This window comes from Cupriavidus sp. BIC8F (genome assembly GCF_032465815.1).
GTDB lineage: Bacteria > Pseudomonadota > Gammaproteobacteria > Burkholderiales > Burkholderiaceae > Cupriavidus > Cupriavidus necator.
The window spans coordinates 909,573-936,568 of record NZ_CP136094.1 but is presented as its reverse complement, the minus strand read 5'-3'; the positions used below and the strand labels follow the sequence as shown (position 1 = coordinate 936,568).

General features: G+C 67.5%; 21 protein-coding genes. 13 read left to right on the top strand and 8 right to left on the bottom strand.

Annotation, left to right across the window (positions count from 1 at the left end; all coding sequences use genetic code 11):
- Window positions 1-346 precede the first annotated feature (346 nt).
- A complete protein-coding gene (locus RS901_RS04305; protein ID WP_316151669.1) occupies window positions 347-1,243 on the top strand; it encodes an endo alpha-1,4 polygalactosaminidase in 897 nt (298 codons plus the stop codon).
- Here the strand turns inward: RS901_RS04305 and RS901_RS04300 are convergent.
- Together RS901_RS04300 and RS901_RS04295 are read right to left on the bottom strand one after the other, a co-directional pair.
- Window positions 1,228-1,761, bottom strand: coding sequence for a M48 family metallopeptidase (locus tag RS901_RS04300; protein ID WP_316153372.1), 534 nt, complete (start codon window positions 1,759-1,761; stop codon window positions 1,228-1,230). The two genes, RS901_RS04305 and RS901_RS04300, sit on opposite strands and share 16 nt — an antisense overlap.
- A gap of 49 nt (window positions 1,762-1,810) precedes the next feature.
- On the bottom strand, window positions 1,811-2,035 hold the full coding sequence (locus RS901_RS04295; protein ID WP_010812270.1) for a hypothetical protein: 225 nt from the start codon (window positions 2,033-2,035) through the stop codon (window positions 1,811-1,813).
- 138 nt (window positions 2,036-2,173) lie between these two features.
- On the opposite strand from RS901_RS04295, the gene ettA reads away from it, so the two are divergent.
- From ettA to RS901_RS04280, 3 genes are all read left to right on the top strand, one after another.
- Entirely contained in the window at window positions 2,174-3,841 is a 1,668-nt protein-coding gene (gene ettA, locus RS901_RS04290; RefSeq protein WP_316151668.1) for an energy-dependent translational throttle protein EttA, read from the top strand.
- 481 nt (window positions 3,842-4,322) lie between these two features.
- On the top strand, window positions 4,323-4,877 hold the full coding sequence (locus tag RS901_RS04285; protein WP_316151667.1) for a phosphoribosyltransferase: 555 nt from the start codon (window positions 4,323-4,325) through the stop codon (window positions 4,875-4,877).
- A gap of 82 nt (window positions 4,878-4,959) precedes the next feature.
- Window positions 4,960-6,225 (top strand): IS256 family transposase, encoded by a 1,266-nt coding sequence (locus tag RS901_RS04280; RefSeq protein WP_316153370.1) that lies wholly within the window; start codon window positions 4,960-4,962, stop codon window positions 6,223-6,225.
- Between the two features lie 168 nt (window positions 6,226-6,393).
- Here RS901_RS04280 and RS901_RS04275 read toward each other — a convergent pair whose 3' ends face one another.
- Complete coding sequence (locus RS901_RS04275) at window positions 6,394-7,542, bottom strand: metallophosphoesterase (RefSeq protein WP_316151666.1); 1,149 nt, start codon at window positions 7,540-7,542, stop codon at window positions 6,394-6,396.
- 348 nt (window positions 7,543-7,890) lie between these two features.
- Between RS901_RS04275 and RS901_RS04270 the strand changes: the two genes are divergently transcribed.
- The 4 genes from RS901_RS04270 (at window position 7,891) to RS901_RS04255 (ending at window position 16,295) form a co-directional block, all read left to right on the top strand.
- Window positions 7,891-10,284, top strand: a complete 2,394-nt coding sequence (locus tag RS901_RS04270) for a carbohydrate-binding family V/XII (RefSeq protein WP_316151665.1) — start codon at window positions 7,891-7,893, stop codon at window positions 10,282-10,284.
- Between the two features lie 182 nt (window positions 10,285-10,466).
- On the top strand, window positions 10,467-11,705 hold the full coding sequence (locus tag RS901_RS04265) for an efflux RND transporter periplasmic adaptor subunit (protein ID WP_316151664.1): 1,239 nt from the start codon (window positions 10,467-10,469) through the stop codon (window positions 11,703-11,705).
- Window positions 11,680-14,850, top strand: a complete 3,171-nt coding sequence (locus tag RS901_RS04260) for a multidrug efflux RND transporter permease subunit (RefSeq protein ID WP_316151663.1) — start codon at window positions 11,680-11,682, stop codon at window positions 14,848-14,850. Before RS901_RS04265 ends, RS901_RS04260 begins: the two co-directional genes overlap by 26 nt.
- Window positions 14,847-16,295, top strand: coding sequence for an efflux transporter outer membrane subunit (locus RS901_RS04255; protein ID WP_316151662.1), 1,449 nt, complete (start codon window positions 14,847-14,849; stop codon window positions 16,293-16,295). The genes RS901_RS04260 and RS901_RS04255 overlap by 4 nt, the downstream gene beginning before the upstream one ends.
- 34 nt (window positions 16,296-16,329) lie before the next feature.
- Here the strand turns inward: RS901_RS04255 and RS901_RS04250 are convergent, their stop codons facing one another.
- From RS901_RS04250 to RS901_RS04240, 3 genes are all read right to left on the bottom strand, one after another.
- On the bottom strand, window positions 16,330-17,688 hold the full coding sequence (locus tag RS901_RS04250) for an MATE family efflux transporter (protein WP_316151661.1): 1,359 nt from the start codon (window positions 17,686-17,688) through the stop codon (window positions 16,330-16,332).
- Complete coding sequence (locus tag RS901_RS04245; RefSeq protein WP_316151660.1) at window positions 17,681-18,196, bottom strand: helix-turn-helix domain-containing protein; 516 nt, start codon at window positions 18,194-18,196, stop codon at window positions 17,681-17,683. The genes RS901_RS04250 and RS901_RS04245 overlap by 8 nt, the downstream gene beginning before the upstream one ends.
- Window positions 18,197-18,333: 137 nt before the next feature.
- Complete coding sequence (locus RS901_RS04240; RefSeq protein WP_316151659.1) at window positions 18,334-19,248, bottom strand: LysR family transcriptional regulator; 915 nt, start codon at window positions 19,246-19,248, stop codon at window positions 18,334-18,336.
- Between the two features lie 127 nt (window positions 19,249-19,375).
- Between RS901_RS04240 and RS901_RS04235 the strand changes: the two genes are divergently transcribed.
- The 3 genes from RS901_RS04235 (at window position 19,376) to RS901_RS04225 (ending at window position 22,803) form a co-directional block, all read left to right on the top strand.
- Window positions 19,376-20,869 carry an acyl-CoA synthetase gene (locus tag RS901_RS04235; RefSeq protein WP_316151658.1) on the top strand — a complete coding sequence of 498 codons (1,494 nt, stop codon included), beginning with the start codon at window positions 19,376-19,378 and terminating at the stop codon, window positions 20,867-20,869.
- 52 nt (window positions 20,870-20,921) lie between these two features.
- Window positions 20,922-21,920, top strand: coding sequence for a tripartite tricarboxylate transporter substrate binding protein (locus RS901_RS04230; RefSeq protein WP_316151657.1), 999 nt, complete (start codon window positions 20,922-20,924; stop codon window positions 21,918-21,920).
- Between the two features lie 154 nt (window positions 21,921-22,074).
- Window positions 22,075-22,803 (top strand): hypothetical protein, encoded by a 729-nt coding sequence (locus RS901_RS04225; RefSeq protein WP_316151656.1) that lies wholly within the window; start codon window positions 22,075-22,077, stop codon window positions 22,801-22,803.
- Between the two features lie 39 nt (window positions 22,804-22,842).
- On the opposite strand, the gene dapB is transcribed toward RS901_RS04225, so the two are convergent.
- Both dapB and RS901_RS04215 read right to left on the bottom strand, forming a co-directional pair.
- The gene (dapB, locus tag RS901_RS04220) at window positions 22,843-23,652 is read right to left on the bottom strand and encodes a 4-hydroxy-tetrahydrodipicolinate reductase (protein ID WP_316151655.1); all 810 of its coding nucleotides are present in this window, start codon (window positions 23,650-23,652) and stop codon (window positions 22,843-22,845) included.
- 44 nt (window positions 23,653-23,696) lie between these two features.
- Window positions 23,697-24,146, bottom strand: a complete 450-nt coding sequence (locus RS901_RS04215) for an Lrp/AsnC family transcriptional regulator (protein ID WP_316151654.1) — start codon at window positions 24,144-24,146, stop codon at window positions 23,697-23,699.
- A gap of 128 nt (window positions 24,147-24,274) precedes the next feature.
- On the opposite strand from RS901_RS04215, the gene RS901_RS04210 reads away from it, so the two are divergent.
- Window positions 24,275-25,456 (top strand): saccharopine dehydrogenase family protein, encoded by a 1,182-nt coding sequence (locus RS901_RS04210; protein ID WP_316151653.1) that lies wholly within the window; start codon window positions 24,275-24,277, stop codon window positions 25,454-25,456.
- Window positions 25,453-26,970, top strand: coding sequence for an L-piperidine-6-carboxylate dehydrogenase (amaB, locus tag RS901_RS04205; protein ID WP_316151652.1), 1,518 nt, complete (start codon window positions 25,453-25,455; stop codon window positions 26,968-26,970). The genes RS901_RS04210 and amaB overlap by 4 nt, the downstream gene beginning before the upstream one ends.
- Window positions 26,971-26,996 lie beyond the last annotated feature (26 nt).

The window sequence follows — 26,996 nt, the reverse complement described above, 5'->3', positions numbered from 1 at the left end:
CCTTGCATGCTGCTATCGGGAGTCTTTGTCAGGGGAGCTGTTGGACCACTGCGCCACCGACGAAACCCTCCGTCAGTGAGCAATCTCCAGTTGAACCTCGCGGCATTGCACCGCTGCTGTCCAATCGACCGCTTCTACCCACGCGCTCTTTATACATAGCGCCTCAGCGTTGCGTCAAGCGCATCATGTGTTGCGCCGCACGAACAGCAGGCGCACGGGCATTCCAAACCATGGTACCAATCCGCTACATTGCATAAACCACAGCGGCAGGCCCGCCGCTGCAGGGCGGGGACAACATGGGCCGATTGCTTTTCGACGGGGTTTACGACAAGGAAGGGGGGGAATCATGCACGGCAAATATGCAGCCATGGCGGGGGCCACGCTGTCTGTTGCCCTGTCAATGGCGCTGGGCGGCTGCGGCGGGGATGGGGGCGCGACGGAGATGGCGTCGCCAGCCGCAGCAACGGCAACGGAAGCCACAAAGTATGGCACCACGGCTACCACCGTCACCAGCACAACCACGCGCTGGATGCCCGCGATCACCGACACCTGGCAGATCCAGCTCACCGGCAAGCTCAATACCAGCTACCCGGTCGTGATGTACGACTTCGACCTGTTCGACACGCCGCAGGCCACCATCGACGCGCTGCACGCCAAGGGCCAGCGCGTGGTCTGCTATTTCTCGGCCGGCAGCGCGGAAGACTGGCGTCCGGACTACAGCCAGTTCACCGCGAGCGATCTGGGCAGCCCGCTGTCGGGCTGGGCCGGCGAGCGCTGGGTGGATACGCGCTCGGCCAACGTGCGACGGATCATGCAGGCGCGCATGGACCTGGCCGTGTCCAAGCGCTGCGATGGCGTGGATGCGGACAATGTCGACGGCTATACCAACAGCACGGGTCTGCCGCTGACGGCCGACACGCAGCTGGACTACAACCGCTTCCTGGCGACTGAGGCGCATGCGCGCGGCCTTGCCATCGGCCTGAAAAACGATATCGACCAGGTCGGGCAACTGGCGGCGGACTTTGATTTCGCCGTCAACGAGCAGTGTTTCCAGTACCAGGAGTGCGGCGCCTATTCGGCGTTCACCGGCCAGGGCAAGGCGGTCTTCAACATCGAGTACAAGTCGAGGTACAAGACCGTGTCCCAGCGCAATGCGCTGTGTGCCGCGGCCAGGGCAGCGAACCTGCGCACGCTGGTGATGCCGGCCAACCTGGACGGCAGCTCGCGCTACGCCTGCGACTGAGTAATTGCCGGGGCGGGCGCGGCCGCCGTCCCCGCCTTGTCCAGTTCGCGCCACGCCAGCCACAGGCGGGTGTCGAACTCCAGCTGGTGGTAGCGCGGCTCCATGTGTTCACAGAGCCGGTAGAAGGCCTTGTCGTGATCGCTCTGCTTCAGGTGGGAGAGCTCGTGCACGACGATCATGCGCAGGAATTCCGGCGGCGCTTCCTTGAACAGCGACGCCACGCGGATTTCCTTCTTGGCCTTGAGCTTGCCGCCCTGCACGCGCGAGATCGCGGTGTGCAGGCCCAGCGCACGTTGGGCCGAATCAAGGCGCGCATCGAAGCCGACCTTGTGCAGCGGCGGCGCGCTGCGCAGGTATTCCTGCTTGATGTCCGTGGTGTATTCGTACAGCGCGCGGTCGGTCTGCACGGTATGGCGCCCGGGGTAGCGCCGAGCGATATGGTCCCCGAGCCGGCCGGCGGCGATCAGCTCGCGCACCTGTTCCAGCACGCCGGGCGGGTAGCCGCCCAGGAAGCGCATCGGGTCCTTGCCGGCGGGGCGCCAGGTTTCACTCACGGCAGAGGCCTGCTCAGTGGTGGTGGTGATGGTGGTGCATCCAGCTGTTGTCCAGCGAATTGACGAAGGACTCGACCGCGTCCTTGTCGCCGGTGGCGTGGCGCATCATCTCGCCGCACTTGCAAAAGCCCTGGTACGGGGTGATGTGCGAGCAGGCCGACGTCTTCTGCAGGTACAGCGTGACGGGTTTGGTGCACTTCTTGCACTTGAACTTCAGGGTCAGGGCGGGTTTGCTCATGGCGATGGCTCGGGAAAGCGGCGAAAAATCGAACCTGGCATTGTACCGGCCAGGGCGGAATCAAGCAGGAGCACCTCAGCGCGCCGCGCCTGCCTGATACACTCCCGCCATTCCCGAACAACCCTCCAACACGCACCCATGGCACAGTACGTTTTCACCATGAACCGCGTGGGCAAGATCGTCCCGCCCAAGCGTCACATCCTGAAGGACATCTCGCTGTCGTTCTTCCCCGGCGCCAAGATCGGCGTACTCGGCCTGAACGGCTCGGGCAAGTCCACGGTACTCAAGATCATGGCCGGCCTCGACAAGGAAATCGAGGGCGAAGCCACGCCGATGCCGAACCTGAACATCGGCTACCTGCCGCAGGAACCGCAACTCAATCCCGAGCAGACCGTGCGCGAATCGGTGGAAGAGGCGCTGGGCGGCGTGTTCGAGGCGCGCAAGAAGCTCGACGAGATCTACGCGGCCTATGCCGAGCCGGACGCCGACTTCGACGCGCTGGCCGCCGACCAGGCCAAGTACGAAGCCATCCTCGCCGCCAGCGATGGCAACAACGTCGAACTGCAGCTGGAAATCGCCGCCGACGCGCTGCGCCTGCCGCCGTGGGACGCCAGGATCGAGCATCTCTCCGGCGGTGAAAAGCGCCGCGTGGCGCTGTGCCGCCTGCTGCTGTCGCGCCCCGACATGCTGCTGCTGGATGAGCCGACCAACCACCTGGATGCGGAATCGGTGGAATGGCTGGAGCAATTCCTGACGCGCTTCCCCGGCACCGTGGTGGCCGTGACCCACGACCGCTACTTCCTCGACAATGCCGCCGAATGGATCCTGGAACTGGACCGCGGCCAGGGCATTCCCTGGAAGGGCAACTACAGCTCGTGGCTGGACCAGAAGGAAGCGCGGCTGAAGCAGGAAGAGGCCAGCGAATCGGCGCGCCAGAAGGCGCTGCACAAGGAACTGGAGTGGGTGCGCCAGAACCCCAAGGGCCGCCAGGCCAAGTCCAAGGCGCGTCTGGCCCGCTTTGACGAGCTCAACAGCCAGGACTACCAGAAGCGCAACGAAACCCAGGAAATCTTCATCCCCGTGGGTGAGCGCCTGGGCAACGAGGTGATCGAGTTCGACAACGTCAGCAAGGGTTTTGGCGACCGCATGCTGATCGAAAACCTAAGCTTCAAGGTGCCGCCGGGCGCCATCGTCGGCATCATCGGCCCCAACGGCGCCGGCAAGTCGACCTTCTTCAAGATGCTGACGGGCAAGGAACAGCCCGACAGCGGCGAGATCAAGATCGGGCCGACCGTGAAGATGGCCTTCGTCGACCAGAGCCGCGACGCGCTCGATGGCACCAAGACCGTGTTCGAAGAGATCTCGGGCGGCTCTGACATCCTGACGGTAGGCAGGTATGAAACGCCGTCGCGCGCCTATATCGGCCGCTTCAACTTCAAGGGCGGCGACCAGCAGAAGCAGGTCGGCACGCTGTCGGGCGGCGAACGCGGCCGCCTGCACATGGCCAAGACCCTGATCGCCGGCGGCAATGTGCTGCTGCTGGATGAGCCGTCAAACGACCTCGACGTGGAAACGCTGCGGGCGCTGGAAGATGCGTTGCTGGAATTCGCGGGCTGCGTGATGGTGATCTCGCACGATCGCTGGTTCCTGGACCGGATTGCTACCCACATCCTGGCGTTCGAGGGCGACTCGCATGTGGAGTTCTTCCCGGGGAACTACCAGGAATATGAGGCGGACAAGAAGCGGCGGCTGGGTGAGGAAGGGGCCAAGCCTAAGCGGATTCGGTATAAGCCGATTGTGCGGTGATGGGTTGTTGGGTGTGAGAGAAAACCAGGCCTGTGGGCCTGGTTTTTTTGTGGTGCTTCGCTTCAGGAGGCAGTGGGCTGGCTGTCCACGATTCTGAAAAATGCCGCCGATCCGTCGGCATTGGAGTGATGCCGGATAAGTTGGGCGGATACGAAAGTCAGCCCACCTCCTCATCCTGAAGCGGCCACGCTGGTGTCATGGCAGACGGCCCCTCGAAGTACGGCAGGACCGTGAATATCCCTTCCCGGCGTCGGTCGAGTCCCCACACTTCCTCTATCGGTCCGATGCCGAACTCAAGGCGCATCCGAGCTACAAGGCTGCCAAAGCCGGAAGCATCGACGCGGCGATACAACTGGCTGTCGACCTCGCGCCCCCGTTGGTGGCAAGGTTGCTGGAGGATGGTTTCCCGAGTTCATGCATCTTCGTGGCGCCCCACGCGAGAGAGGCCGAGGGCAAGAATGCCATACCGCAGGTCCTTGCGATGTATTTGCACCATGTTCTGGACGGGGCGGTCGATGAATCCATCGTGCAGACAACAAAGGTCTTCCACACCGGCGCAGATCCAATGGAGCGGATGAGTTTGCGTGCCTGCTTCTCCGGGCATGTGGTGCCGGGTGGGCGCTATGTGCTGGTGGACGACGTCACTACGATGGGGGGTACGCTTGCCGAGCTGGCCAGCTATATCCAGAGCCACCGTGGCGGCGTGGTTGCTGCGGTCGTCCTGGTGTGCGCAGGACGCTCTGGTAGACTGGTGGCACCCAGGAAGGTAATTCTTGAACTGGAAAGGAGGTACGGCGATGAAATCCGCGAGATCTTCGGCATTGCCACCCACGCCCTCACCGCGGATGAAGCGGGTTACCTCATCGGTTTCCGTACATCTGACGAAATCCGAAATCGCCGAGCTAAGGCGGAACAAGAAACGCATCTCAGACTTGGCTCGAAAGGCATTCAGCTCGATGAACCTGAAGGGCAAGTAAAGCCCATGGGCCCCGAGCGGCGAGCTAGAGTTGAAAGTGGTGTACGGGCGGGGAGTTGAGGCAGGGAGTTGAAGGCGGTGGAGGTTTCAACTGAGAATCTGATTGTCGAAGTCAGAAACCAGCACAAGGAAACGCTCCACCATGAGTAAGGATAAGGAAAAACAGGCTGTCGGTCTATCGGAAATCGGTCTGGGGCTCGACGAGCTGATCAGGCGCGGGGCCCGGCAGGTCATCCAGGAGGCGATCGAGTTGGAGCTTGGGGAATTGCTTGAGCGATTCGGTAACGTCAGGACGTTGCGTGGGCAGCGGGCTGTGGTGCGCAATGGCTACCTCCCGGAACGGGAGGTGCTGACGGCAGCCGGACCGATTGCGGTGAAGGTGCCCAAGGTGCGCGACCGGTCCGGGTCTGGCGTGAAATTCAACTCATCGATCGTGCCGCCGTATGTGAGGAAGTCGCCGCGGGTGAGCGCGGCGTTGCCTTGGCTGTATCTGAAGGGAATCTCGACAGGCGACATGAGCGAGGCGCTGTCGGTGCTGCTGGGTGAGGAAGCCAAGGGACTGTCGGCCAATGTGGTGAGTCGGCTGAAGGCGCAGTGGGCAGACGAGCATACGCGCTGGGGGCAACGAAGCCTGGCGCAGTCGCGCTACGTGTACTGGTGGGCCGACGGCATCCACACGGGTCTGCGTAGCGAGGGCTCGGATGGGCAATGCCTGCTGGTCATCATCGGGGTCACGCCGGAAGGCAAGAAGGAGCGCATTGCGATCGGTGACGGCTATCGGGAATCGAAGGATTCCTGGAAGGAAGTGCTGCTGGATCTGAAAGCGCGCGGTCTGCAAGCGGGCCCGCTGCTGGCGGTCGGCGATGGCGCGATGGGCTTCTGGGCGGCGCTCTCGGAAGTGTTCCCTGCCACGCTGCCTCAGCGTTGCTGGTTCCACAAGATGGGCAACGTCCTCAACGCGCTGCCGAAGTCGCAACAGGGGCGCGCCAAAGCGGATCTGCAGGCGATCTGGATGGCGGCTACCCGGGCGGATGCCTATGTGGCGTTTGACCGCTTTGCGACGATTTACGGTGCCAAATACCCCAAGGCTGTGGGTGTGCTCAGCAAGGATCGAGATAGTCTGCTGGCATTCTACGACTTCCCAGCCGAGCACTGGCAGCACATCCGAACCACGAATGCGATTGAGTCGACGTTCGCGACGGTGCGCCACCGTACGACGCGCACGCGCAACTGCGTGTCCCGAGCGACCTTCCTCGGCCTGGCGTTCAAGCTGATCGAGGAAGCGGAGAAGACCTGGCGTCGCATCAACGGCGCTGAACAGATCAAGCCGTTGCTGGAAGGCATTGCCTTCAAGGACGGCGAACCGGTAAAAGACGATCGACCGGCTCAGCAGAAACTCGCCGCTTGAAATCGACCGCCATCAAATGCCCATACACCACTCTTGACGTTAGCTCCCGAGCGGCGCCGGCGGTGAGCGGACAGCATTCGTGCCATAAGCAAAAGCCCCGACTCAAATGAGCGGGGCTTTTTGCTGCGCATCCCCTGCGACTATTCTTCGGCCGTCTACGGCAATCTCCTAGCCCGCTTTCACCAGCCTAACCCGCGTAATCTCCGACGGCGCCCCAAACCGCTTCGGCGGCCCCCAATACCCGGTGCCACGGCTGATATAAATCCACAGCGAGCCATGCCGCACCAGTCCGGCGGTGTACGGCTGCTGCATCGGCACGAACAGGTTCCACGGCCAGAACTGGCCGCCGTGGGTGTGGCCGGACAACTGCAGGTCGAAACCGGCTTCCGCCGCGGCGGAAGCCGTGCGTGGCTGGTGGGCCAGCAGCACGCGCGCGCCGGCGTGTGCCGGGGCGCCGGCGATGGCGCGGTGCGGGTCGCTGCGGTGGCTTTCGTGGAAGCGGCCGGCGGAGTAGTCGGTTACGCCGCCCAGCACCAGCGCCTCGCCGTCGTGCCGCAGCACTACGTGTTCATTCATCAGCACGCGCACGCCCAGGCGGCGCAGTTCGCTGATCCATGGTTCCGCGCCGGAGTAGTACTCGTGGTTGCCGGTAACGAAGTAGGTGCCGTGGCGCGCCTGCAACCGGGCCAGCGGCGCGGTGTGGGCGGACAGCTCGCGCACGGTGCCGTCGACAAGGTCGCCGGTGATGGCGACGGCGTCCGCCTGCAGGCTGTTGACGCGGTCGACGATGCGGTCGAGGTAGGGCCGCTTGATGGTGGGCCCGACATGGATGTCGCTGATCTGCGCGATGGTGAAGCCATGCAGGGCTTCGGGCAGGCCGGCCACGGGCACATCGACTTCGACCACGCGCGCCAGCCGGCGGGCATTGACATAGCCGGCCAGCGTGACCAGCAATGCCAGCAGCGGCACGGCCACGGCGCTGCCCGCGGCCAGGCCGGGCGCCGGCCAGCCGAGCACTTGCCCGGCGAGCCAGGCGGAGGCCAGTGCCACGTCGCGTACCAGCGTCAGCACCAGCAGGGATGAGAAGAATCCCATTGCCAGCATGCCAATCCAGGAAACCAGGTCCGACCAGGGCTGGCTGACGCGCCGCGCCAGCAGCCCGGCCGGCAGCAGGGCGCAGGAAAGGGCCAGCCAGGCGACGGCCAATGCCTTGGCCGCCATCGGCACCGGCATCGCCGGCAGCAGGCGCAGCCCGATATAGCCGTGCAGCAGGGCTGTCACGAGGGCGGCGGTCAGGATGGTGGTGCGTGGAGGCATGGGGGCGGGGCCAGGAGGGAGTCTTTGAAGATGAGGCCGCGGGGGGCGGCTTCAAGGGGCGGTGGGGTGGTGTCAGGCCAAGCAAGATGCACACCCGCCTTGCCTGCGCGCGTCGCAACGGCGCATTGCGGCTTGACATGGCGGCCCGCCGCCCCGACTCCTTCTTGTACGAAGGCCGCTGTCGAGGCCGGCTGATCTGTCTTTTTTCTGGCGGATCCTGAATGTTTTCGAATCAGATTGTTCGCCTTTGCGGCCTAATTTAGATTCGCGGGATGGGCTGCCTGTTGTGCAGCATCGTGCCCGCGGTGCCGATCCGCCGGCGCAGGCGGCTTCCTCCCGGAGAAACCGATGTCTTTTCGCCTGAAGCAGACCAGCGCCCTGATTGCCGCGGCGTGGCTTGCACTCGCCCCGCTCAGCCCGCAGGCTGCCACGCCGTCCAGGCCAACCGCGGCTGCCCTGAGCTGGCCGCGCAATTTTGACGCCGCCACCGATCATGTGGAGCTGTACCAGCCCCAGATCGAGACCTGGGACGGCAACCGGCTGTCCGGGCGCGCGGCGGTGGCGGTGGGCGAGAAGTCAGGTTCGCCGACCTACGGCGTGGTGCATTTCTCGGCCACCGGCGATATCGACAAGCCCTCCGGGCTGGTGCAGCTGACCCGGATCACGGTGGACAGCGTCGAAGTCCCGACCCGGCCCGACGCCGCCGACCGGGTGCGCCAGGCGCTGGTGTCGCGCCTGCCGGCCAACGGGCTGACGGTGCCGCTGGATCAACTGCAGGCCAGCTACGCGGTATCGCAGCAACTGCCCAAGGCTGGCCGCGTGGCGGTGCGCAATGACGTGCCCCAGATCCTTTTTGCCACCACGCCGACGCTGCTGGTGCTGGTCGACGGCGAGCCGGCCTGGCGCGCCGTGCCGGGCACGCAGTACGAACGGGCGCTGAACAGCCGCGCGCTGCTGCTGCGCGAATCCGGCGGCGAGCTGCACCTGAAGGCGGCCGGCTACTGGTATCGCTCCGAATCGGCCGGCGGCGCCTGGGAAGTGATGACGACCGTGCCCAAGACGCTGGAGAGCGCGGCCACCAAGGCGGCGGCCGGCATGAAGCCCGATACGATGCTGCCGGCCGACGGCAAGCGGCCGGCCAGGGCGCCGGCGATCCTCTTTGCCACGCGGCCGACTGAACTGGTCATTACCAGCGGCGCGCCGCAGATGACGCCGGTCAGCGGCGTCAGCCTGCTGACGATGTCCAACGCCGACCACGCGGTCTTTGTCGATCCGGCTGCCAACCAGTATTACGTGCTGGTCTCGGGCCGCTGGTTCCGCGCGCCGATGCTGACCGGGCCGTGGGAGTACGTGCCCGGCAGCCAGCTGCCGGCGGACTTCGCCAGGATCCCGGCGACCGACCCCAAGGCCAATGTGCTGGTCTCGGTGCCCGGCACGCCGCAGGCACGCGAGGCCGAGATCGCCGCGACCATCCCGCAGACCGCCACGGTGTCGCGCAGCAAGGCCAGCGTGACGGTGGCGTATGACGGCGCGCCGCGCTTCACGCCGATCACCGGCACTTCGCTCAGCTACGCGGTCAACAGCGGCACGCCGGTGATCGAGGTGGACAGCAGCCACTACTACGCGGTCGCCAACGGCGTCTGGTTCACCGCGCCGGCACCGTCCGGTCCGTGGCATGTGGCCACCGAGGTGCCGTCGGCGATTTACACCATCCCGCCGACCTCGCCGGTGTACTACGTGACCTACGTGCGCATCTACTCGGTCACGCCGGAGACGGTGGTGGTGGGCTATACCCCCGGCTATATGGGCGTGGTGGTCAGCGCCGACGGCACGGTCGTGTATGGCACCGGCTATGTCTATCCGCCCTATGTGGGCGCGGTCTACTACGGCTACCCGGCCACCTATGGCTATGGCGCCGGCTTTGGCATCGGCATGGCCGAGGGCTTTGCCTTCGGCTTCGCCGCGGGCGCGTTCTGGGGGGCGGCGTCGCCGTACTGGGGCCCTTATTGGTGGGGCGGCGCGTACAACTGGAACTACGTCAACGTGAACCAGGCCAATTTCTACGGACGCTGGGGCCAGGGCACCGTGACCCACGCCCAGGGCTGGAACGCCTGGACCGGCACCGAATGGCGCGGCACCGCCGGCGCCGGCTACAACCCGGCCACCGGGGCGCGCTACCAGGGCAGCCGCGGTGCGGCGTTCAATCCCTATTCCGGCAACTATGCGGCAGGCCGCCAGGGCTCGTTCGCCAATCCGTCGACCGGGCGCGAGGGCGCGGCGCGCGGCGGCGTGGCCGGCAACACCTACACCGGCAACTATGCCGCCGGCCGCCAGGCGGCGGGCTACAACGCGCAGACCGGCCGCGTCGGCGCGGCCGAGGCGGGCATTGCCGGTAATACGCAGACCGGCCAGCACACCGCCGGCAGCCGTGGCTTTGTCGCCAATCCGGACAAGAACAATGCGGTGGTGTGGAACAACGGCAACGTGTATGCGGGCCACGACGGCTCGGTGTACCAGCACACCGACGACGGCTGGCAGAAGCACACCGCCAGTGGCTGGGAGCCGGCGCAGCCCAACAACGACGCGACCGCCAGGCTGGAGCAGCAGCGCCAGGCACGCGAAACCGGCCAGCAGCGCTTCCAGGGCACGGCCCAGCAGTGGCAGGGGCGCGGCTTCGGCGGCGGCTTTGGTGGCCGTGCCGGGGGCTTGCGTGGTGGGTTCCATGGCGGGTTCCGCCGCTGACACGGTGCATTCGAAAGCAGTAAAGACGTCAACAAAAGAATTGAATTGGCGCTTGCCGGGCCGGGCCTTACCCTGCCAGAGAAGACGCGAGCGCGGACGCCGGTACGGCGCGACGGAACGTTGCCAGCCCCCGGCGTGCGCGCGCAGACATCGCATGCATAACTATGGCGGGAGAGGGATCTGTGGACACTGCTTTCTACTGGCGCGGCGCGCTCTGGCTTGCCTGCGCAATGACGCTGGCGGCCTGCGGCAAGGACAAACCGGCAGCGCAGGCGCCGCCTGCGGCGGAAGTCAGCGTGATCACCGTGGCGCTGCGCGACGTGCCCATCGTCTATGACTTTGTCGGCCAGACGCAGAGTTCGCAGCAGGTGGAAATCCGTGCCCGGGTGAGTGGCTTCCTGGACAAGCGCGTCTACACCGAAGGCGCCCTGGTCAAGGCCGGAGAAACCCTGTTCCTGATGGATCCCAAGCCGTTCCAGGCCACCCTGCAGGCCGCCGAGGCGGAACTGGCGCAGCAGCAGGCGCGCCTGACCACGGCCCAGGCCGACCTCAAGCGCGTGCGCCCGCTGGCCGAGCGCAACGCCCTGAGCCAGCGCGACCTGGATGACGCCACCGGCAAGGCCCACGCCGCCGCTGCCGCCGTGGAGGCGGCACGCGCCAATGTGATCAGTGCCAAACTCAACCTGGGCTATACGACGATCAAGTCACCGGTGGCGGGGCTGTCGAGCTTTGCCAAGCGGCAGGCGGGCTCGTACATCGATCCCAGCAATAGCCTGCTGACCTACGTGGCCAAGCTGGATCCCATGTGGGTCAACTTCAGCCTGTCAGAGAACGAAGTCCTGAAGATGCAGGGGGAGCGCGAGTCAGGCGCCATCAAGTACCCGGAACAGGACGCATTCGATATCGTGGTGGTGATGGCGGACGGCAGGGAGTTCCCGAACCACGGGCGGATCGCCTTTGCGGATGCGTCGTTCAATGCGGAAACGGGCACCTACCTGGTCCGTGCCGAGGTGGCGAACCCGGAAGGCACATTGCGGCCCGGCCAGTTCGTGCGGGTGAAGGTGCATGGCGCGATGCGCACCAAGGCCATTGCGGTGCCGCAGGAGGCGATTGTCCAGACCCAGCGCGGCCAGATGGTCTGGATCGTCGGGCCCGACAACAAGGCGCAGCAGCGGGTGGTGGACGTGGGCGAGTGGACCGGCAACAACTGGGTGGTGCGATCCGGGCTGAAGCCCGGTGAGCGCGTCGCCGTGAGCGGCACGCTGCGCCTGGCGCCGGGGCGCCCGTCAAGGCGATGCAGGCCGGGCCGGGCGTTGCGCACGCCGCGGCCAGCGGCGCGCCGGCCGCGCCTCGCTGCGCCGGCGTCGGGGGCAGCGGCAGCGGCGGAGGCAAGCCATGAAGCTCGCCCATTTTTTCATTGACCGGCCCATCTTTGCGTCGGTCGTCTCCATCATCATCACCGTGGGCGGGCTGGTGGCGCTGACCAAGCTGCCGATCGCCCAGTTCCCGGACATCACGCCACCGTCGATCACCGTCACCACGAAGTACCCGGGCGCCAGCGCGGAGGTGGTCGCGCAGAACGTGGCCGCGCCGATCGAGCAGCAGGTCAACGGCGCGGACCGGATGATGTACATGAACTCGACGAGTTCCTCGACGGGTGACCTGACGCTGACCACATACTTCGAGATCGGCACCGATCCGGAACTGGCGCAAGTGGACGTGCAGAACCGCGTCAACCTGGCGCTGCCCACGCTGCCCGAGGCGGTGACGGCGCAGGGCGTGTCGGTGCAGAAGCGCTCGTCGGCGTTCATGATGGTGATCGCCATCTTCTCGCCGGACAACAGCTACGACCAGACCTTTGTCGGCAACTACGCCAACATCTACGTGCTGGACGCACTCAAGCGCATTCCCGGCGCCAACCAGTCTTCCATCTTCGGCAGCCCGGACTACGCCATGCGCGTCTGGCTGAAGCCGGACCGCATGGCGTCGCTCGGCATCACCACCGAGGACGTGAAGAATGCGGTCGCCAACCAGAACCAGCAGTTTTCGGCCGGACGCATCGGGCAGTCACCCACGGCCGGCCCGGTCCAGCAGACCTTCCCGATCGCGACCAAGGGCCGCATGACCGAGCCCGCCGAGTTCGACAACATGATCTTGCGCGCGCAGTCCGGCGACGCGGCGCTGGTGCGTCTCAAGGATATCGGGCACGCGGAGCTCGGCTCCAAGGATTATTCGCTGCGCAGCCGCTACAAGGGCAAGACCGCCACGCTGATGGCGGTCTACCAGCAGCCGGGCGCTAACGCACTGGACGTGTCGAAGCAGGTGCGCGCCTCGCTGGCTGAACTGAAGAAGAGCTTCCCACCCGGGCTGGAGTATGAAATCGCACTGGACACGACCAACTTCGTGCAGGAGTCGATCGACGAGGTGGTGCATACGCTGCGCGATGCCGTGATCCTGGTGATCCTGGTCGTGTACCTGTTCCTGCAAAGTTTTCGCGCCACCCTGGTGCCGATCCTGGCCGTGCCGGTGTCGATCATCGGCGCCTTTGTCGGCATGAGCGCGTTTGGCTTCTCGGTGAACATGCTGACCTTGTTCGGCATGGTGCTGGCGATCGGCATCGTGGTGGACGACGCCATCGTGGTGATAGAGAACGTCGAGCGCAACATGGTCGAGTTCAAGCTGCCACCCAAGGAGGCCGCCAAGAAGGCGATGGACGAGGTCAGCGGACCCGTGGTCGCCATTGTGCTGGTGCTGCTGGCCGTGTTCATCCCGGTGGCCTTCCTGTCGGGCATTACGGGGCAGCTCTATAAGCAGTTTGCGGTCACGATCGCGGTGTCGGTGGTGCTGTCGGGCGTGGTGGCGCTGACGCTGTCGCCGGCGCTGGCGGCCATCCTGCTCAAGCCTGGCGAGCACAAGAAGAACCGCTTCTTCACCTGGTTCAACAATTCGTTCGACCGGCTGGTGGGCGGCTATGACAAATCGCTGCAGGTTGTCATCAAGCGCACCGTGATGTCGATCGCCATCATCATCGCGATGGTGGCGGTCAGTGTGCTGATGTTCATGCGCATTCCGGGTTCTTTCCTGCCGGTGGAAGACCAGGGCTACCTGTTCGGTGCCGTGGTGATGCCGGATGCCGCCAGCCTTGACCGAACCGGCAATCTGTCAGCACGCGCCGAAGCGTGGCTGGCCAGGCAGCCCGGCGTATCCTCGGTGGCGACGGTGGACGGCTACAGCCTGATCGATTCCCAGAACAAGGCCAATGCGGGCACGCTGTTCATCACGCTCAAGGGCTTTGGCGAGCGCGGCCCGGGCGAGAGCGCGGAGGACCTGATCCTCAAGGCCAAGAAGGAGTTCTCCACCTACCAGGACGGCGTGGCCATTCCCATCAATCCGCCTTCCATCCCGGGCCTGGGTACCACCGGCGGCTTCGAGTTCTGGCTGCAGAGCACGGCGGACGGCACCTACCAGCAGCTCGAGGAGAAGGTGCACCAGTTCATTGCCAGGGCGCGCCAGCGGCCGGAGCTGACCGGCGTGAACTCCACCATCAATTCGCGCTCGCGCCAGTTCCTGGTGGAGGTCGACCGCGAGCGCTCCGAAACGCAGGGCGTGCCGGTGGAGTCGGTGTACTCCGCGCTGCAGACCATGTTCGGTTCGCTGTACGTGAGCCAGTTCCCGAAGAACAGCCGGCTCTTCCAGGTGATCCTGCAGGCCGAGCCGAAGTACCGCTCGCGCCCCGAGGACCTGGACAACGTCTACGTGCGCAACAGCAAGGGTGACATGGTGCCGATCAAGGCGGTGACCACCACCAAGTACATCCCTGGGGCCGATATCGTCACGCGCTTCAACAACTTCCCTGCGGCCAAGATCATGGGCGATGCCGCACCCGGCTACAGCTCGGGGCAGGCGATCGCGGCGATGGAGGAAATCGCCCAGGAAGTGCTCGGGTCGGGGTATGCATACTCCTGGAGCGGGCAGGCCTATGAAGAAAAGACCGCGGGCTCCACGGCCGTGTACGTCTTCGCTTTTGCCTTGCTGATGGTGTTCCTGATCCTGGCGGCGCAGTACGAGAAATGGTCTTTGCCGATCGGGGTGCTGCTGGCCGTGCCGTTCGCGCTGTTTGGCGCGCTGCTGGCCATCCTGATGCGCGGCATGCTGAACGACGTCTATTTCCAGATCGGCCTGACCGTGCTGATCGCGCTGGCGGCCAAGAACGCCATCCTGATCTTCGAGTTTGCGGTGGAAATGCGGGAGAAGGAAGGGCTCAGCGCCTATGATGCGGCCATTCACGCCGCCAAGCTGCGCCTGCGGCCGATCATCATGACCTCGCTGGCATTCATCCTGGGCTGCGTGCCGCTGGCCATCGCGAGCGGCGCCTCGGCGGCGAGCCGGCAATCGCTGGGTACGGGCGTGATCGGCGGCATGCTGGGGGCCACGGTGATCGCGTTGTTCTTCATCCCGATGTTCTTCTGGGGGCTGGAGGTCATGGCCGAGCGCAAGCCCAAGTCGAAGGCCGGTGCCTCGCCGACCGCGCCACCCACCACGCCGGCAGCGGGAGAGCCATCATGAGCGCGTGCCGCAAGCTGGCCGCGGTCTGCCTGGCGGTGGCGCTCGGCGGCTGCGCCATCGGCCCCAACTACCAGCGGCCGCAGACGCCCGACCCGGCGCAGTACCGCGTCGACACCGGGGTGCTGTCGATCGCCGCGGACAGTGCCTGGTGGGACAGTTTTGGCGATCCGGTGCTGAACGGGCTAGTGGAGACGGCGCTGCACGACAGCTACGACGTGCGCATCGCCGCGGCCCGGATCGATGAGTTCCGCGGCCAGCTGATGGTGGCGCGCTCGGGCTTCTTCCCGCAGGTGAACCTGTCGGCGTCAGCCGCGCGGCAGCGCCTGGGCACCTTCAACGGCACGCCGTTCGCGTCGCTCGACGGGCCGCGCAATTCCTACCAGCTGCTCGCCAATGCCAGCTGGGAGATCGACCTGTGGGGCCGCATCCGGCGCCAGGCGGAGTCCGCCGATGCCAGCCTGTGGAACGCCGAGTACGCACGCCGCGGCGTGGTGCTGTCGCTGGCGGCGTCGGTGGTGCAGGGCTATGCCACGCTGCGCGGGCTGGACGCGCAGCTGGAGATCGCGCAGCGGACGCTGAAGGCGCGCGGGGACGGGCTGGATATCTTCCGGCAACGCTATGAGGGCGGGGTGATCTCGCAGGTGGAGCTGTCACAGGCGGAAGACGACTTCTATGCCACGGAAGCGTCCATCCCGCCGATACGCACCGCCATCATGCGGACTGAAAACGCGTTGTCGGTGCTGTTGGGCCGGGCGCCCGGACCGATCGAGCGCGGCAAGCCCGTCAATGAGCTGCAGCCACCGCCCGTGGGGGCCGACCTGCCGGCGGCGCTGCTGTCGCGCCGGCCCGATGTGCTGCAGGCCGAGCAAGCCGCCATCGCCGCCAATGCGCAGCTCGGTGCGGCGCAGGCGCTGTACCTGCCGGCGGTCAACCTGAGCGGCCTGTTCGGCGCCGTCGCCAGCACACCGGCGGGGCTGTGGCACAGCGCATCGCAGGTGTGGGGGTTCGGCGCGGGCCTGACCCAGCCGATCTTCCAGGGCGGCGCCATCCGCGGCCAGGTGCAGACCGCCTCGGCGCAGCGCGAGCAGGCCATGCTGGCCTACCAGGGCACCGTGCTGGCGGCGCTGGCCGACGTCAACAACGCGCTGTCCAATGGCCTCGAGACCCGCAACCGCCTGGTCAGCCTGCGCCAGCAGGAGAAGAGCCTGGTGGTCTATGCCGACCAGTCGAGCGCGCGCTATGAGGGCGGCTATTCCAGTTACCTCGAGGTCACCACGGCGCAGGAGAAGCTGTTCAACGCGCAGCTGGCGGCGGTGCAGGGGCAGGTGGATGTGCTGACCGGCACCGCGGCGCTGTACAAGTCGCTGGGCGGCGGCTGGCCGTCGGTGCCGCAGGATGTGCGCGAGGCGGGCATGCAGGGAGATGCGAAGGTCCTGAGACGGTAGCAGGGGCGGCTGGCGCCTGCCAGCCGCATCGCACTTACCGCGCCGACCATTCCCCTTGCCGCACCCCCAGAGCCGTGACCACGCCATAGGCCGTAATCCCCAGCGCCACCCCCAGGAAGTGTCCGTCCAGCCCCATCCCGAACACGTTGGCCAGCAGCCAGCCGCCGCCTACCGCCAGCGCGATCCGGCACAGCCCCGCGGCCACCGGCCAGCGCATGCGGCCCGCGCCCATCGAGGCAAAGTACAGCGCCATGCCCAGGCCGAAGCCGCCGAAGGCCGGCCCTACCCATGACAGGGCGCGCGCGGCGATGGCGATCACTTCGGCGTCATGGGTGAACAGGCTGGCAAAGCGCACCGGCGCCAGGCCCACGGCAATGCCGGCGGTGCCGGCGATGACCAGCGCCAGGAACGCGCCGACCCATGCCGTGCGGCGGGCGGTATGCCAGTCGCCGGCGCCCACGGCGCGGCCGACCAGCGCGGTCAGCGCCGAGCCCACGCCAAAGGCCAGCGGGATCATCAGGAATTCCAGCCGCGCCGATATGCCATAGGCCGCCACTGCCGCGGTGCCGTGGTGGCGCAGCTGCGCGGTCACCAGGATGGTGGTCAGGTTGGCCACCGAGGCCAGCGCGCACGCCACCAGGCCGACGGACAGGATGCGTGCGAACAGCTCCCACGAGGGCCGCACCCGCAGCACTGGCACGAAGCCCGCGCCGCCGCGCGCCACCACGATCGCCATGGCCAGGGCCGCGGCCCACGACACCGCCGCCAGCGCGGCGCCGATGCCGGCCAGCCCCATGCCGGCAGGCTCGGCCAGCAGCCACGACAGCACCGGGAAGGCGATCCACATCAGCGCCAGCACGCGTGCGGCCAGCGCATGGCGGCCGCCGCCGCGCAGCACCGAGGCCAGCGTATTGGCCAGCCACGCCGGAATGGCGCCGACACCGAACAGCCAGATCGCATAGTTGGCAGCGGCGTCCGCCGCCGTGGCACCGGCCACCGCGCCCAGCACGCCGCGCGGGAAGCCCGCCAGCACCACCGCAAAGGCCAGCCCGGCGGTCACCGCGATCAGCAGCGCGTGCACGACCAGCGATGACGCTTCCGCGCGCTTGTTGGCGCCAAGCGCGCGGGCGATGGCCGCGACCACGCCGCCGCCCATGGCCCCGGTCGACATCTGCTGCAGCAGCAGCGCAAACGGCAGCACCACCGCCCAGCCGGCCAGCGCCGCCGTGCCCTGGCGCGCTGCCAGCCAGGTTTCGATTAACTGGGCCGAGGCCTGCAGCACGGCGATCAGCGCGGTCGGCCCGGCCAGCCTGCCGATGCGGCGTGCAATTTCAGTGGCCGGTACCGCCTCGGCGGGCAGGGCGCCCACAGGCAATGCGCGGGTGTCAGTCATGGCGGGCCTCCCCTTGCTCGCCAGCGGTCTCGGCCTCTCCAAAGCGCTGCCGCAGGAAGCGGCCGGCGCCCGGGCCGGGCAAGACGCGCACGTCGTCCAGCGTGATCGCGCTGCCGTCGGCGCGCGCCAGCGCCGGCTCGGCAATCTCGGCGCCGGTGCGGCGGTCCTGCAGCAGCGTCAGCGGACCCTTTTCATCGGTCATCCAGCGGTCGGCCCAGGCCTTGAGCGCGACATAGGCCGGGAAGAAGTCGCTGCCCTTGTCGGTCAGCTGGTAGACGTGACGAGCGCCGCCCTCGGGCGTGACGCGGGCCAGCAGCCCATGCGCCACCAGTGTCTTCAGGCGCGCGCTGAGGATGTTGGGGGCGATGCCAAGGTTGCGTTCGAACTCGTCGAAGCGCGTGCTGCCGTAGAAGGCCTCGCGCAGCACAAGGATGGCCCAGCGTTCGCCCAGCACCGCCATGGAGCGGGCCACGGGGCAGGGCATCGAGGTGAAATCGGTAGGGGGCATGGTTTCCGCCGTTCTGGTCCTGTCGGCTTGCTTTCAAAATGCAAGTTTTCTGGAGCATAGCTTGCAAAACGAAAGTTTGCAGGGCGGGCTGCGACCTTGGCTCCGGAAAGCGTTCGTTCACCGGCCAGCGGTGCCGGCTACGCCACCGCGTCGCGGAACACCTCAAGCTTGTCCAGCTCCTCGCGCAGGAACCCGATCAGCGCGCGGGTGGCCATCGACGGGTGCAGGTTGGGCGTGGTGATGATGAAGAGCTTGTTGCCCAGCCCCTCCGGGCGCCAGTCGGGCAGCACCGGCACCAGCCGGCCGGCGCGCACTTCCTCCCAGCCGATGTAGACCGGCAGCATGCCGATGCCGTGGCCCTCGCGCACGGCGCGCGCCAGGAACAGGAAGTGTTCCGACTGCAGCTTTGGCGTCAGCGCCACGTCCACGCGCTGGCCGTCGCGGTAGAGCGACAGCGGGAACTGCCGCGGCGGGTACGGCGGGCACAGGAAGTTGCAGCCGGTCAGGTCCGGCGGCACTTGTACCGGCGGAATGCCTGCGAGGTACTCCGGCGATGCATACAGTTGCCAGCGGATGTCGCAGATTTCACGCGCCACGTGATCCAGCGGCGGCGCCGAGGTGACCTTCAGCGCGACATCGATCTCGGCCGCGATCAGGTCGTTGACGCGGTTCGCGAAGAACACGCGCAGCGTGATGCCGGGGTGCTTCTGCGCAAACTGCAGCAGCAGCGGCGCGATATAGGCATCGCCCAGCCCGGTGGGCACGCTCACGCGCACGTGGCCGCGCAGGGTTTGGCCCAGGCTGTCGATCTCCGCCTGCGCCGAGGCCACTTCTTGCAGGATGCGCACGCCATGCTGGTACAGCGCATGGCCGGGCCCGGTCAGCTCCAGCCGGCGCGTGGTCCGGCGCAGCAGCTGGGCGCCGGCCTGGTGCTCCAGCTCACGCAGCTGGCGGCTGACCTGCGAGCGCGTCACGCCGCGGCGCCGGCCGGCTTCGGCCAGGTTGCCCGCATCGACGATGTCGACGAAGGCCTGGATCAGGTTGAGGTCCATCGGGGATTGCCTGCAGGATTGTCGCGTATGGTGCAACATTGTGATTCCGATGCGCGTGATTGTCGATCCACGGCTACGCCGATACAGTGGTCGGCTGACAGAACGGATCGCATACAGGAGACAACGGATGGCCACGGACCTCTGGTTTGAAGACATGCACCGCAGCGGCGAAGAACTGCTGGCGCGCGGCGCCCGGCTGGCCGGCGGCCTGCGCGCGCTGGGCGTGCAGGAAGGCGACGTGGTCGCGGTGCTGCTGCGCAACGATCCGGCCTATGCCGACGTGGTCCATGCCTGCCGCACCGCCGGCTGCTACTACTGCCCGATCAACTGGCACTTCACGGCCGAGGAAGTGCGCTTTCTGCTGACCGACAGCGGCGCCAGGGTGCTGCTGGTGCAGGCCGACCTGCTGCCCGCCGTGCGCGACGCGGTGCCGGCCGGCATGGCGGTGCTGGCGGTGGACGGCCCCGCCGAAGGCGCCATCGACTATGAAAGCTGGCTGGCGCAGCAGCCGGCCTACGACGGCCCGCGCGTGGCGCCGCGCGGCCATATGGCCTACACCTCCGGCACCACCGGCCGGCCCAAGGGCGTGGTGCGCCAACCGCTGCCGCTGGACCGGCTGGAGGAACAGCTCGCGCGCATGCGCTCGGTGGTGCGGCAGACCTACGGCATCGAGCCGGGCTGCCGCACGCTGATGTCGGCGCCGCTGTACCACAGTGCGCCGGGCTCGTTTATCCAGAACGCGCTGCAGATGGCCGAACGCCTGGTGCTCACGTCGCGCTTTGACGCCGAGCAGGTGCTGGCACTGGTGGAGAAGCACCGCATCGACGTGCTCTACCTGGTGCCGATCATGTACGTGCGCCTGCTCAAGCTGCCGCCCGAGGTGCGCGCGAAGTACGACCTGTCTTCGATCCGCTTCGTCGCCTCCACCGGCTCGCCGTGCTCGCCCGACGTGAAGCGCGCGATGCTGGAATGGCTGGGCCCGGTCATCCATGAGACCTACGCCTCCAGCGAAGCCGGCATGATCACCGTGGCCACGCCGGCCGATGCCGCCGCGCGCCCGGGGACCGCCGGCAAGCCGGTCGATGACGCGCAGCTGCGCATCCTCGACGAGAATGGCCGCCAGTGCGCGCCCGGCGAAGTCGGCCTGGTCTACGTGCGCCAGCCCGCCTATCCCGACTTCAGCTACCGCAACAACGACGCCGCGCGCGCCGCCATCGACCGCGACGGGCTGGTGACGCTGGGCGACATGGGCTATGTCGATGCCGACGGCTACCTGTTTATCTGCGACCGCGCCTCGGACATGGTGATCTCCGGCGGCGTGAACATCTACCCGGCCGAGATCGAGCACGAGCTGGTGCGCTACCCCGGCGTGGCCGACTGCGTGGTGTTCGGCATCCCCGACGACGAATACGGCGAGCGCCTGCTGGGCATGGTGCAGCCGATGCCGGGCGTGGAGATCCGCGAGGCCGAGGTGATCGACTGGCTGCGCCAGCGGCTGTCGGGCTTCAAGGTGCCGCGCAGCATCGTGGTCGAGACGCAGCTGCCGCGCGATGAAACCGGCAAGCTCGCCAAGCGCCGGCTGCGCGACCGATACTGGGAAGGCCGCCAGCGCCGCGTCTGAGCGCCTGCCCGGCCTGCATGGATCACGACCGATAACAACAGGAGGAGACGCGATGCAGAACCAACCGAGCGGACGGCGCGCCTGGCTCGCCGCGATGGCAGCCGGCGCGGGGTGCGCGCTGGCCATGTGGGGCGGGGCCGCGCAGGCCGCCTATCCCGATCGCCCGATCAAGCTGGTGGTGCCCTACACGCCAGGCGGCTCGACCGACCAGTTCGGCCGCGCGCTGGCCGACGGCATGTCGCGCCAGCTGGGCCAGACCGTGGTGGTGGAAAACCGCCCCGGCGCTGCCACCATGATCGGCACCACCAGTGTGGCGCGTGCGCCGGCAGACGGCTACACCATGGTGCTGGCCACCAACGGCAGCATGGTGCTCAACCCGATGCTGTACAAGAAGATCAACTACGATCCGCCCAAGGATTTCAGGATCTTCAGCATTGGCGCCGAGGTGCCGCTGGTGGTGGTGACCAACCCCAAGGTCCCGGCCAGCAATATCCGCGAGTTCGCGGCCTACGCCAAGGCCGCGGGTGGCAAGCTCAACTATGGCTCGGTCGGCCTGGGCAACGCGCTCCAGCTGGCCACCGAAATGCTCAAGACCGAGCTGGGCATCAGCGTCACCCACGTGCCCTACAACGGCAGCGCCCCGGCGCTGTCGGCGCTGCTGGCCAACGACGTGCAGCTGATGGTGGATGTGGTCAGCACCTCGCTGCCGCATATCAAGGCAGGCAAGCTCAAGGCCCTGGCGGTCACCGGCCGCACCCGGCTGGACGTGCTGCCCAACGTGCCGACCGTGGCGGAAAGCGGTTATCCCAACTTCCAGGCCGCCACCTGGTTCGGCCTGGCCGTGCCCGCGCAGACGCCGCCCGATGCGCTGGCCAGGCTGCAGGCCGCCGCTGCCCACGTGCTCAAGGACGCGCAGTTCCGTTCCACCTTCAGCGCGCTGGGACTGGTCGTGCAGGCCCCGCGCACGCAGGCCGAGATCGACCGCTATATCGAAGCCGACCGCGAGCACTGGGGCAAGGTCATCAAGGCCAATAACATTTCGTTGGACTGACTGGAAGTGCGGGAGCCGCCAAGGCCATGGGGTAAGCTACTGCTCGCCCCTGGCCCGGCAGGCCGGCGGTGACTTTTCCGTCACCGCCCGCGCCCCGCAGGAACAACCCGGCCGGGGCGGGCTCCAACCCGGAGCCGTTCATCAGGAGTCCGATTTGAAATTCCCCGTTGCCGGGCTGGCGCTTGCCGGCCTGCTGGGCGCCGCAGCCGGCGCCATTGCCGCCCCTGCTTCCGCCCCTGCCGCCAAGCCAGCCCCCGCACCGGCCAAGGCGCAGGCCGAGAACAGCGCGCTGTCGCCGCTGCTGGCCATGCTGGAAATCGGCAACCCGCTGCCGGCCTTGCCGGATTGCGCCGACAAGCGCACGCCCGATGGCCGCGATGTCACCGGATTCTGTGTCGAACTGAAGGGCGATGGCCTGATGCGCCAGGTCGGCGTGCCGCGCGCGCAGCGCCCGTCCTTCATGGACGGCCCCTTTGTGCTGGCCTTTGTCGACCGCAACGCGCTGGTCGGCCTGGTGGTGCCGACCGCCGGCGCCAACTCGCAGCAGGCCGCGGCCGACAGCGTCAGCGCGCTGTACGGCAAGCCGTTCCGGCAGGAGCAGGTCGACATGCCCGACAAGGCTGGCAAGAGTGTCAAGACGCTGCACGCCGGCTGGATGCACAAGCCGCTGACGGTTGAGCTCTACGCCATGCCGGAAGACCCCAACACCGGCACCATCGAAATGCTGCTGCCGCAGGCGCGCGTGCTGATGGCGGACAAGGATGCCGAGGTGGACAAGCAGCTCAATCCGGCCTCGGCGCCCGCGGCCAAGGGCGGCAAGGCTGCCGCCGCCAAGCCCGCGCCGAAGCCAGCCGCGAAGCCGGAGAAGCCTGGCAGCTGGTAACACCCGCAGCAGGCGGCCTGGCCGCCTGCTGACCTGGCCTCAGAGCCCTTCCATCACCTTGTCCAGCCCCCGCACCACGCCGCGTACGGTGTGGACCTTGCGGATCGCCAGCAGCGCGCCGGCGACATAGGGCGTGGAGCCGTCGCCGGCCTCGTGCTTCAGATGCAGGCGCTGGCCGTCCGCGCCGAAGATCACTTCCACGCCAAGCTGGTAGCCCGGCAGCCGCACCGCATGCACCTGCGTGCCCGACATGGTGGCACCGCGGGTTTCCTTCGGGCCGTTGACCTGGTCGACCGGCACCGCTTGCGCGGCGGCCTTGACCTGGCCGAGCCGGTAGGCCAGCTCGCGCACGGTGCCGGAGGGCACGTCGATCTTGCCGGCCTTGGCGTAGTCGATGATCTCCCAGTGTTCCAGGTGGCGCGCGGCCATCTCGGTAAACTTCTGCAGCAGCACCACCGTGATGGCGAAATTGCCGCAGGCGAGCACGCCGCGGTCGGCCTGGCGCGCGGCCGCATCGATCTCGGCATAGTCCTCGTCGGTCAGCCCCGAAGTGCCCACCACCACGTGCGCGCCGTGTGCCAGCGCCTGCAGGATGTTGTGCTTGGCGATGCCCGGCTTGGTGTATTCGACATAGACGTCGTAGGGCGTTGCCCCCAGGGTCTCGATGCTGGCGGCCGCCACGCCCGGCGTATCGGCATGGCCGGTCAGCTGCGCCAGAGGCTGCCCGGCGGCGCCGCGCGACAAGCCGGCCACCAGGGTCATGTCGGCCGCATGGGCCACGCCGCGCGCCAGTTCGCCGCCGGCCCAGCCGGTCACGCCGCCCACGGCGACACGGATCGGGTTGTTCATCTTTTTGCTCCGCAAACGCTTGATCGGGTTGGCAGCATACCGCGTCAGCCGGCGGCGCGCCGGCGGTCGAGCTTGCGCGCCAGCACGATCGAGGTGGTGGTGTGGTTGACGCCGTCGAGCATGCCGATCTCGTCGAGCAGCCGGTCCAGCCGGTCATGCGTGTCGCAGCGGATCGCCACCAGGTAGTCGACCGGGCCGCTGACGGAATTGACCTCTTCGATCTCGGGCAGGCGCTGCAGCGCGCGCAGGATGGCGGATGCGGCCTTGGGCTGCACCGACAGGCCGCAGTAGGCCAGGATGGCGTTGTCTTCCATGCGCTGCCCCAGCCGCACGCCATAGCCGGCAATCACCCCGCTGCGCTCCAGCCGCGCGATGCGCGCGACCACGGTGGTGCGGGCGATACCCAGGTGCCGGGCGAGGTTGGCGGCGCTTTCGCGGGCATTGGCCTGCAGCAGCGACAGCAGGTGCCGGTCAGTGGTGTCGAGCTCGGTCATTGCGTCGGGATAGTTCGTCGTTTCGTTCGATTATGGCGGGTTTTCGTCGTTCTTGTGGCTTCATTGTGTCGCGCGGGCTATCCATACTCCAGTCAACAGGACAACCCTATCTTGTGGACGGAGACACCATGCAAGCCTCGAACCTGGGCCGGCAGGCCCCGCGCGACCTGCCCAAGGCGACCCGCCCGCTGCACGTGGCGGTGCTGGGCGCGGGCAAGATCGGGCGCACCATTGCCAGCATGCTGCATGACAGTGGCGACTACCGCGTCAGCGTGGTCGACCATGACGCACGCCGCCTCGACGGCCTGCCGCGTGGCGTGCTGGCGCGCGCCGGCGACCCCACCGAGCCCGGCACCTGCGCCGCGCTGCTGGCCGGCACCGATGCCGTGCTCAACGCGCTGCCCTTCCATGCCGCGATCAGCGTGGCTTCGGTGGCGGCGCGCCTGGGCGTGCATTACTTCGACCTGACCGAGGACGTGGCCGCGACCCAGGCCATCCGCCAGCTGGCGCAAAGCGCGCGCTCGGTGCTGATGCCGCAGTGCGGGCTGGCGCCGGGCTTCATCGGGGTGGTCGGGCATGACCTGGCGCAGCGCTTCCTGCGCGGCGGAGGGGAACTGCTGGACCTGCAGATGCGGGTCGGCGCGCTGCCGCGCTACCCCAGCAATGCGCTCAAGTACAACCTGACCTGGAGCACCGAGGGACTGATCAACGAGTACTGCAACCCGTGCGAGGCCATCGTCGACGGCCGCCGCGTGGAACTGACGGCGCTGGAGGGGCTGGAGAGCTTCGCGCTGGACGGCATCGAGTACGAAGCCTTTAATACATCTGGCGGCCTGGGCACGCTGCCCGAGACGCTGGCCGGCCGCGCGCGCCATGTCGACTACAAGTCCATCCGCTATCCGGGCCATTGCGCGCTGATGAAACTGCTGCTCAACGACCTGCGCCTGCGCGAACGCCGCGAATGGCTGCGCGATATCTTCGACCGCGCCATCCCGGTGACCGACCAGGACGTGGTGATCGTGTTCGCCACCGCCACCGGCTACCCGGCCGGGGGCGAACGCGGGCGCGGGCCGCTGACGCAGGCTTCGTTCTCGGCGCGCATCGGCGGGGTGGATGGCAAGGGTGGTCATGTCAACGCCATCCAGCTGACCACTGCCGCGGGCATCTGCACCGCGCTAGACATGGTGGCCACCGGCGCGCTGCCGCAATCCGGCTTCGTGCGGCAGGAGTCGATGCCGCTGGACGCCTTCCTTGCCAATCGCTTCGGCCGCCATTACACGCAGCATCCGCTCCAGGAGACCGTCATATGAAAGCGCAAGAGTTTGCTGCCTGCTGGGATTCGCTGGGCCTGCCGCGGCCGTGGCGGGAGGGCACGCCGGCCGGCGCCGTGACGGTCCGCTCGCCGGTCGATGGCGAGGCCATCGGCCATGTCCCGGCCTGCACGCCGGCGCAGGCCGATGCGCTGATCGCCCGTGCCCACGCGGCGCAGACCACCTGGGCGCTGCTGCCCGCGCCCGCGCGCGGCGAGATCGTGCGGCGCTTCGGCGAGGTGCTGCGCGAACACAAGCCGGCGCTGGGCCGGCTGGTGTCGCTGGAGTCCGGCAAGATCCTGCAGGAAGGCCTGGGCGAGGTGCAGGAGATGATCGACATCTGCGACTTCGCGGTCGGGCTGTCGCGCCAGCTGCACGGGCTGACTATTGCCTCCGAGCGCCCGCAGCACGCCATGCGCGAGACCTGGCATCCGTATGGGCTGTGTGGTGTGATCTCTGCCTTCAACTTCCCGGTGGCGGTGTGGGCGTGGAATGCGGCGCTGGCGCTGGTGTGCGGCAACGGTGTGATCTGGAAACCTTCGGAAAAAGTCACCCTGTGCGCGCTGGCCGCGCATGGCCTGCTGGAGCGCGTGCTGGCCGCGGCGGCGCCGCAGCACACCGGCATCTCGGCGGTGCTGCCGGGCGGGCGCATGCTGGGCACCCACCTGGTGTCGCACCCGGCGGTGCGGCTGGTCAGCGCCACCGGCTCGACCCGCATGGGCCGCGAGGTCGGCATTGCCTGCGCCGGGCACTTCAAGCGCAGCATCCTGGAGCTGGGCGGCAACAATGCCGCCATCGTCGCACCCTCGGCCGACATCGAGCTGGCGGTGCGGGCCATCACCTTCGCCGCGGCCGGCACGGCGGGCCAGCGTTGCACCACACTGCGTCGCTGCTTTATCCACGCCGACCTGATGGACACCATGGCGAGCCGGCTGATCACGGTGTTCGACCGCCTGCCCGTCGGCGACCCGCTCGCTGACAGCACCCTGGTCGGCCCCCTGATCGACACCGCCGCGGGCGATGCCATGGCCAATGCGCTGGCAGCCTGCCGCGCGCAGGGCAATATCGTCACCGGCGGCGAACGGCTGCTGGCCGACCGCTATCCACATGCGTACTACGTGCGGCCCGCGCTGGTAATGACCGACGCCCAGCACGACACCATGCTGACCGAAACCTTCGCGCCGATCCTGTACCTGATGCCGTACACCACGCTGGATGAGGCCATCGCGCTGAACAATGCCGCGGCGCACGGGCTATCGTCGTGCATCTTCACGGAATCGATGCGCGAGGCCGAGCGCTTCCTGTCCTCGGCAGGCAGCGACTGTGGCATCGCCAACGTCAACATCGGCACCAGCGGCGCGGAGATCGGCGGCGCCTTCGGCGGGGAAAAGGCGACGGGCGGGGGCCGCGAGTCGGGATCGGATGCGTGGAAGGGCTATATGCGCCGCGCCACCAACACGATCAACTATGGCGATTCGCTGCCGCTGGCGCAGGGGATACGGTTCGAGATCTGACGGGCATCCCTGGGTGTGTTACAGGG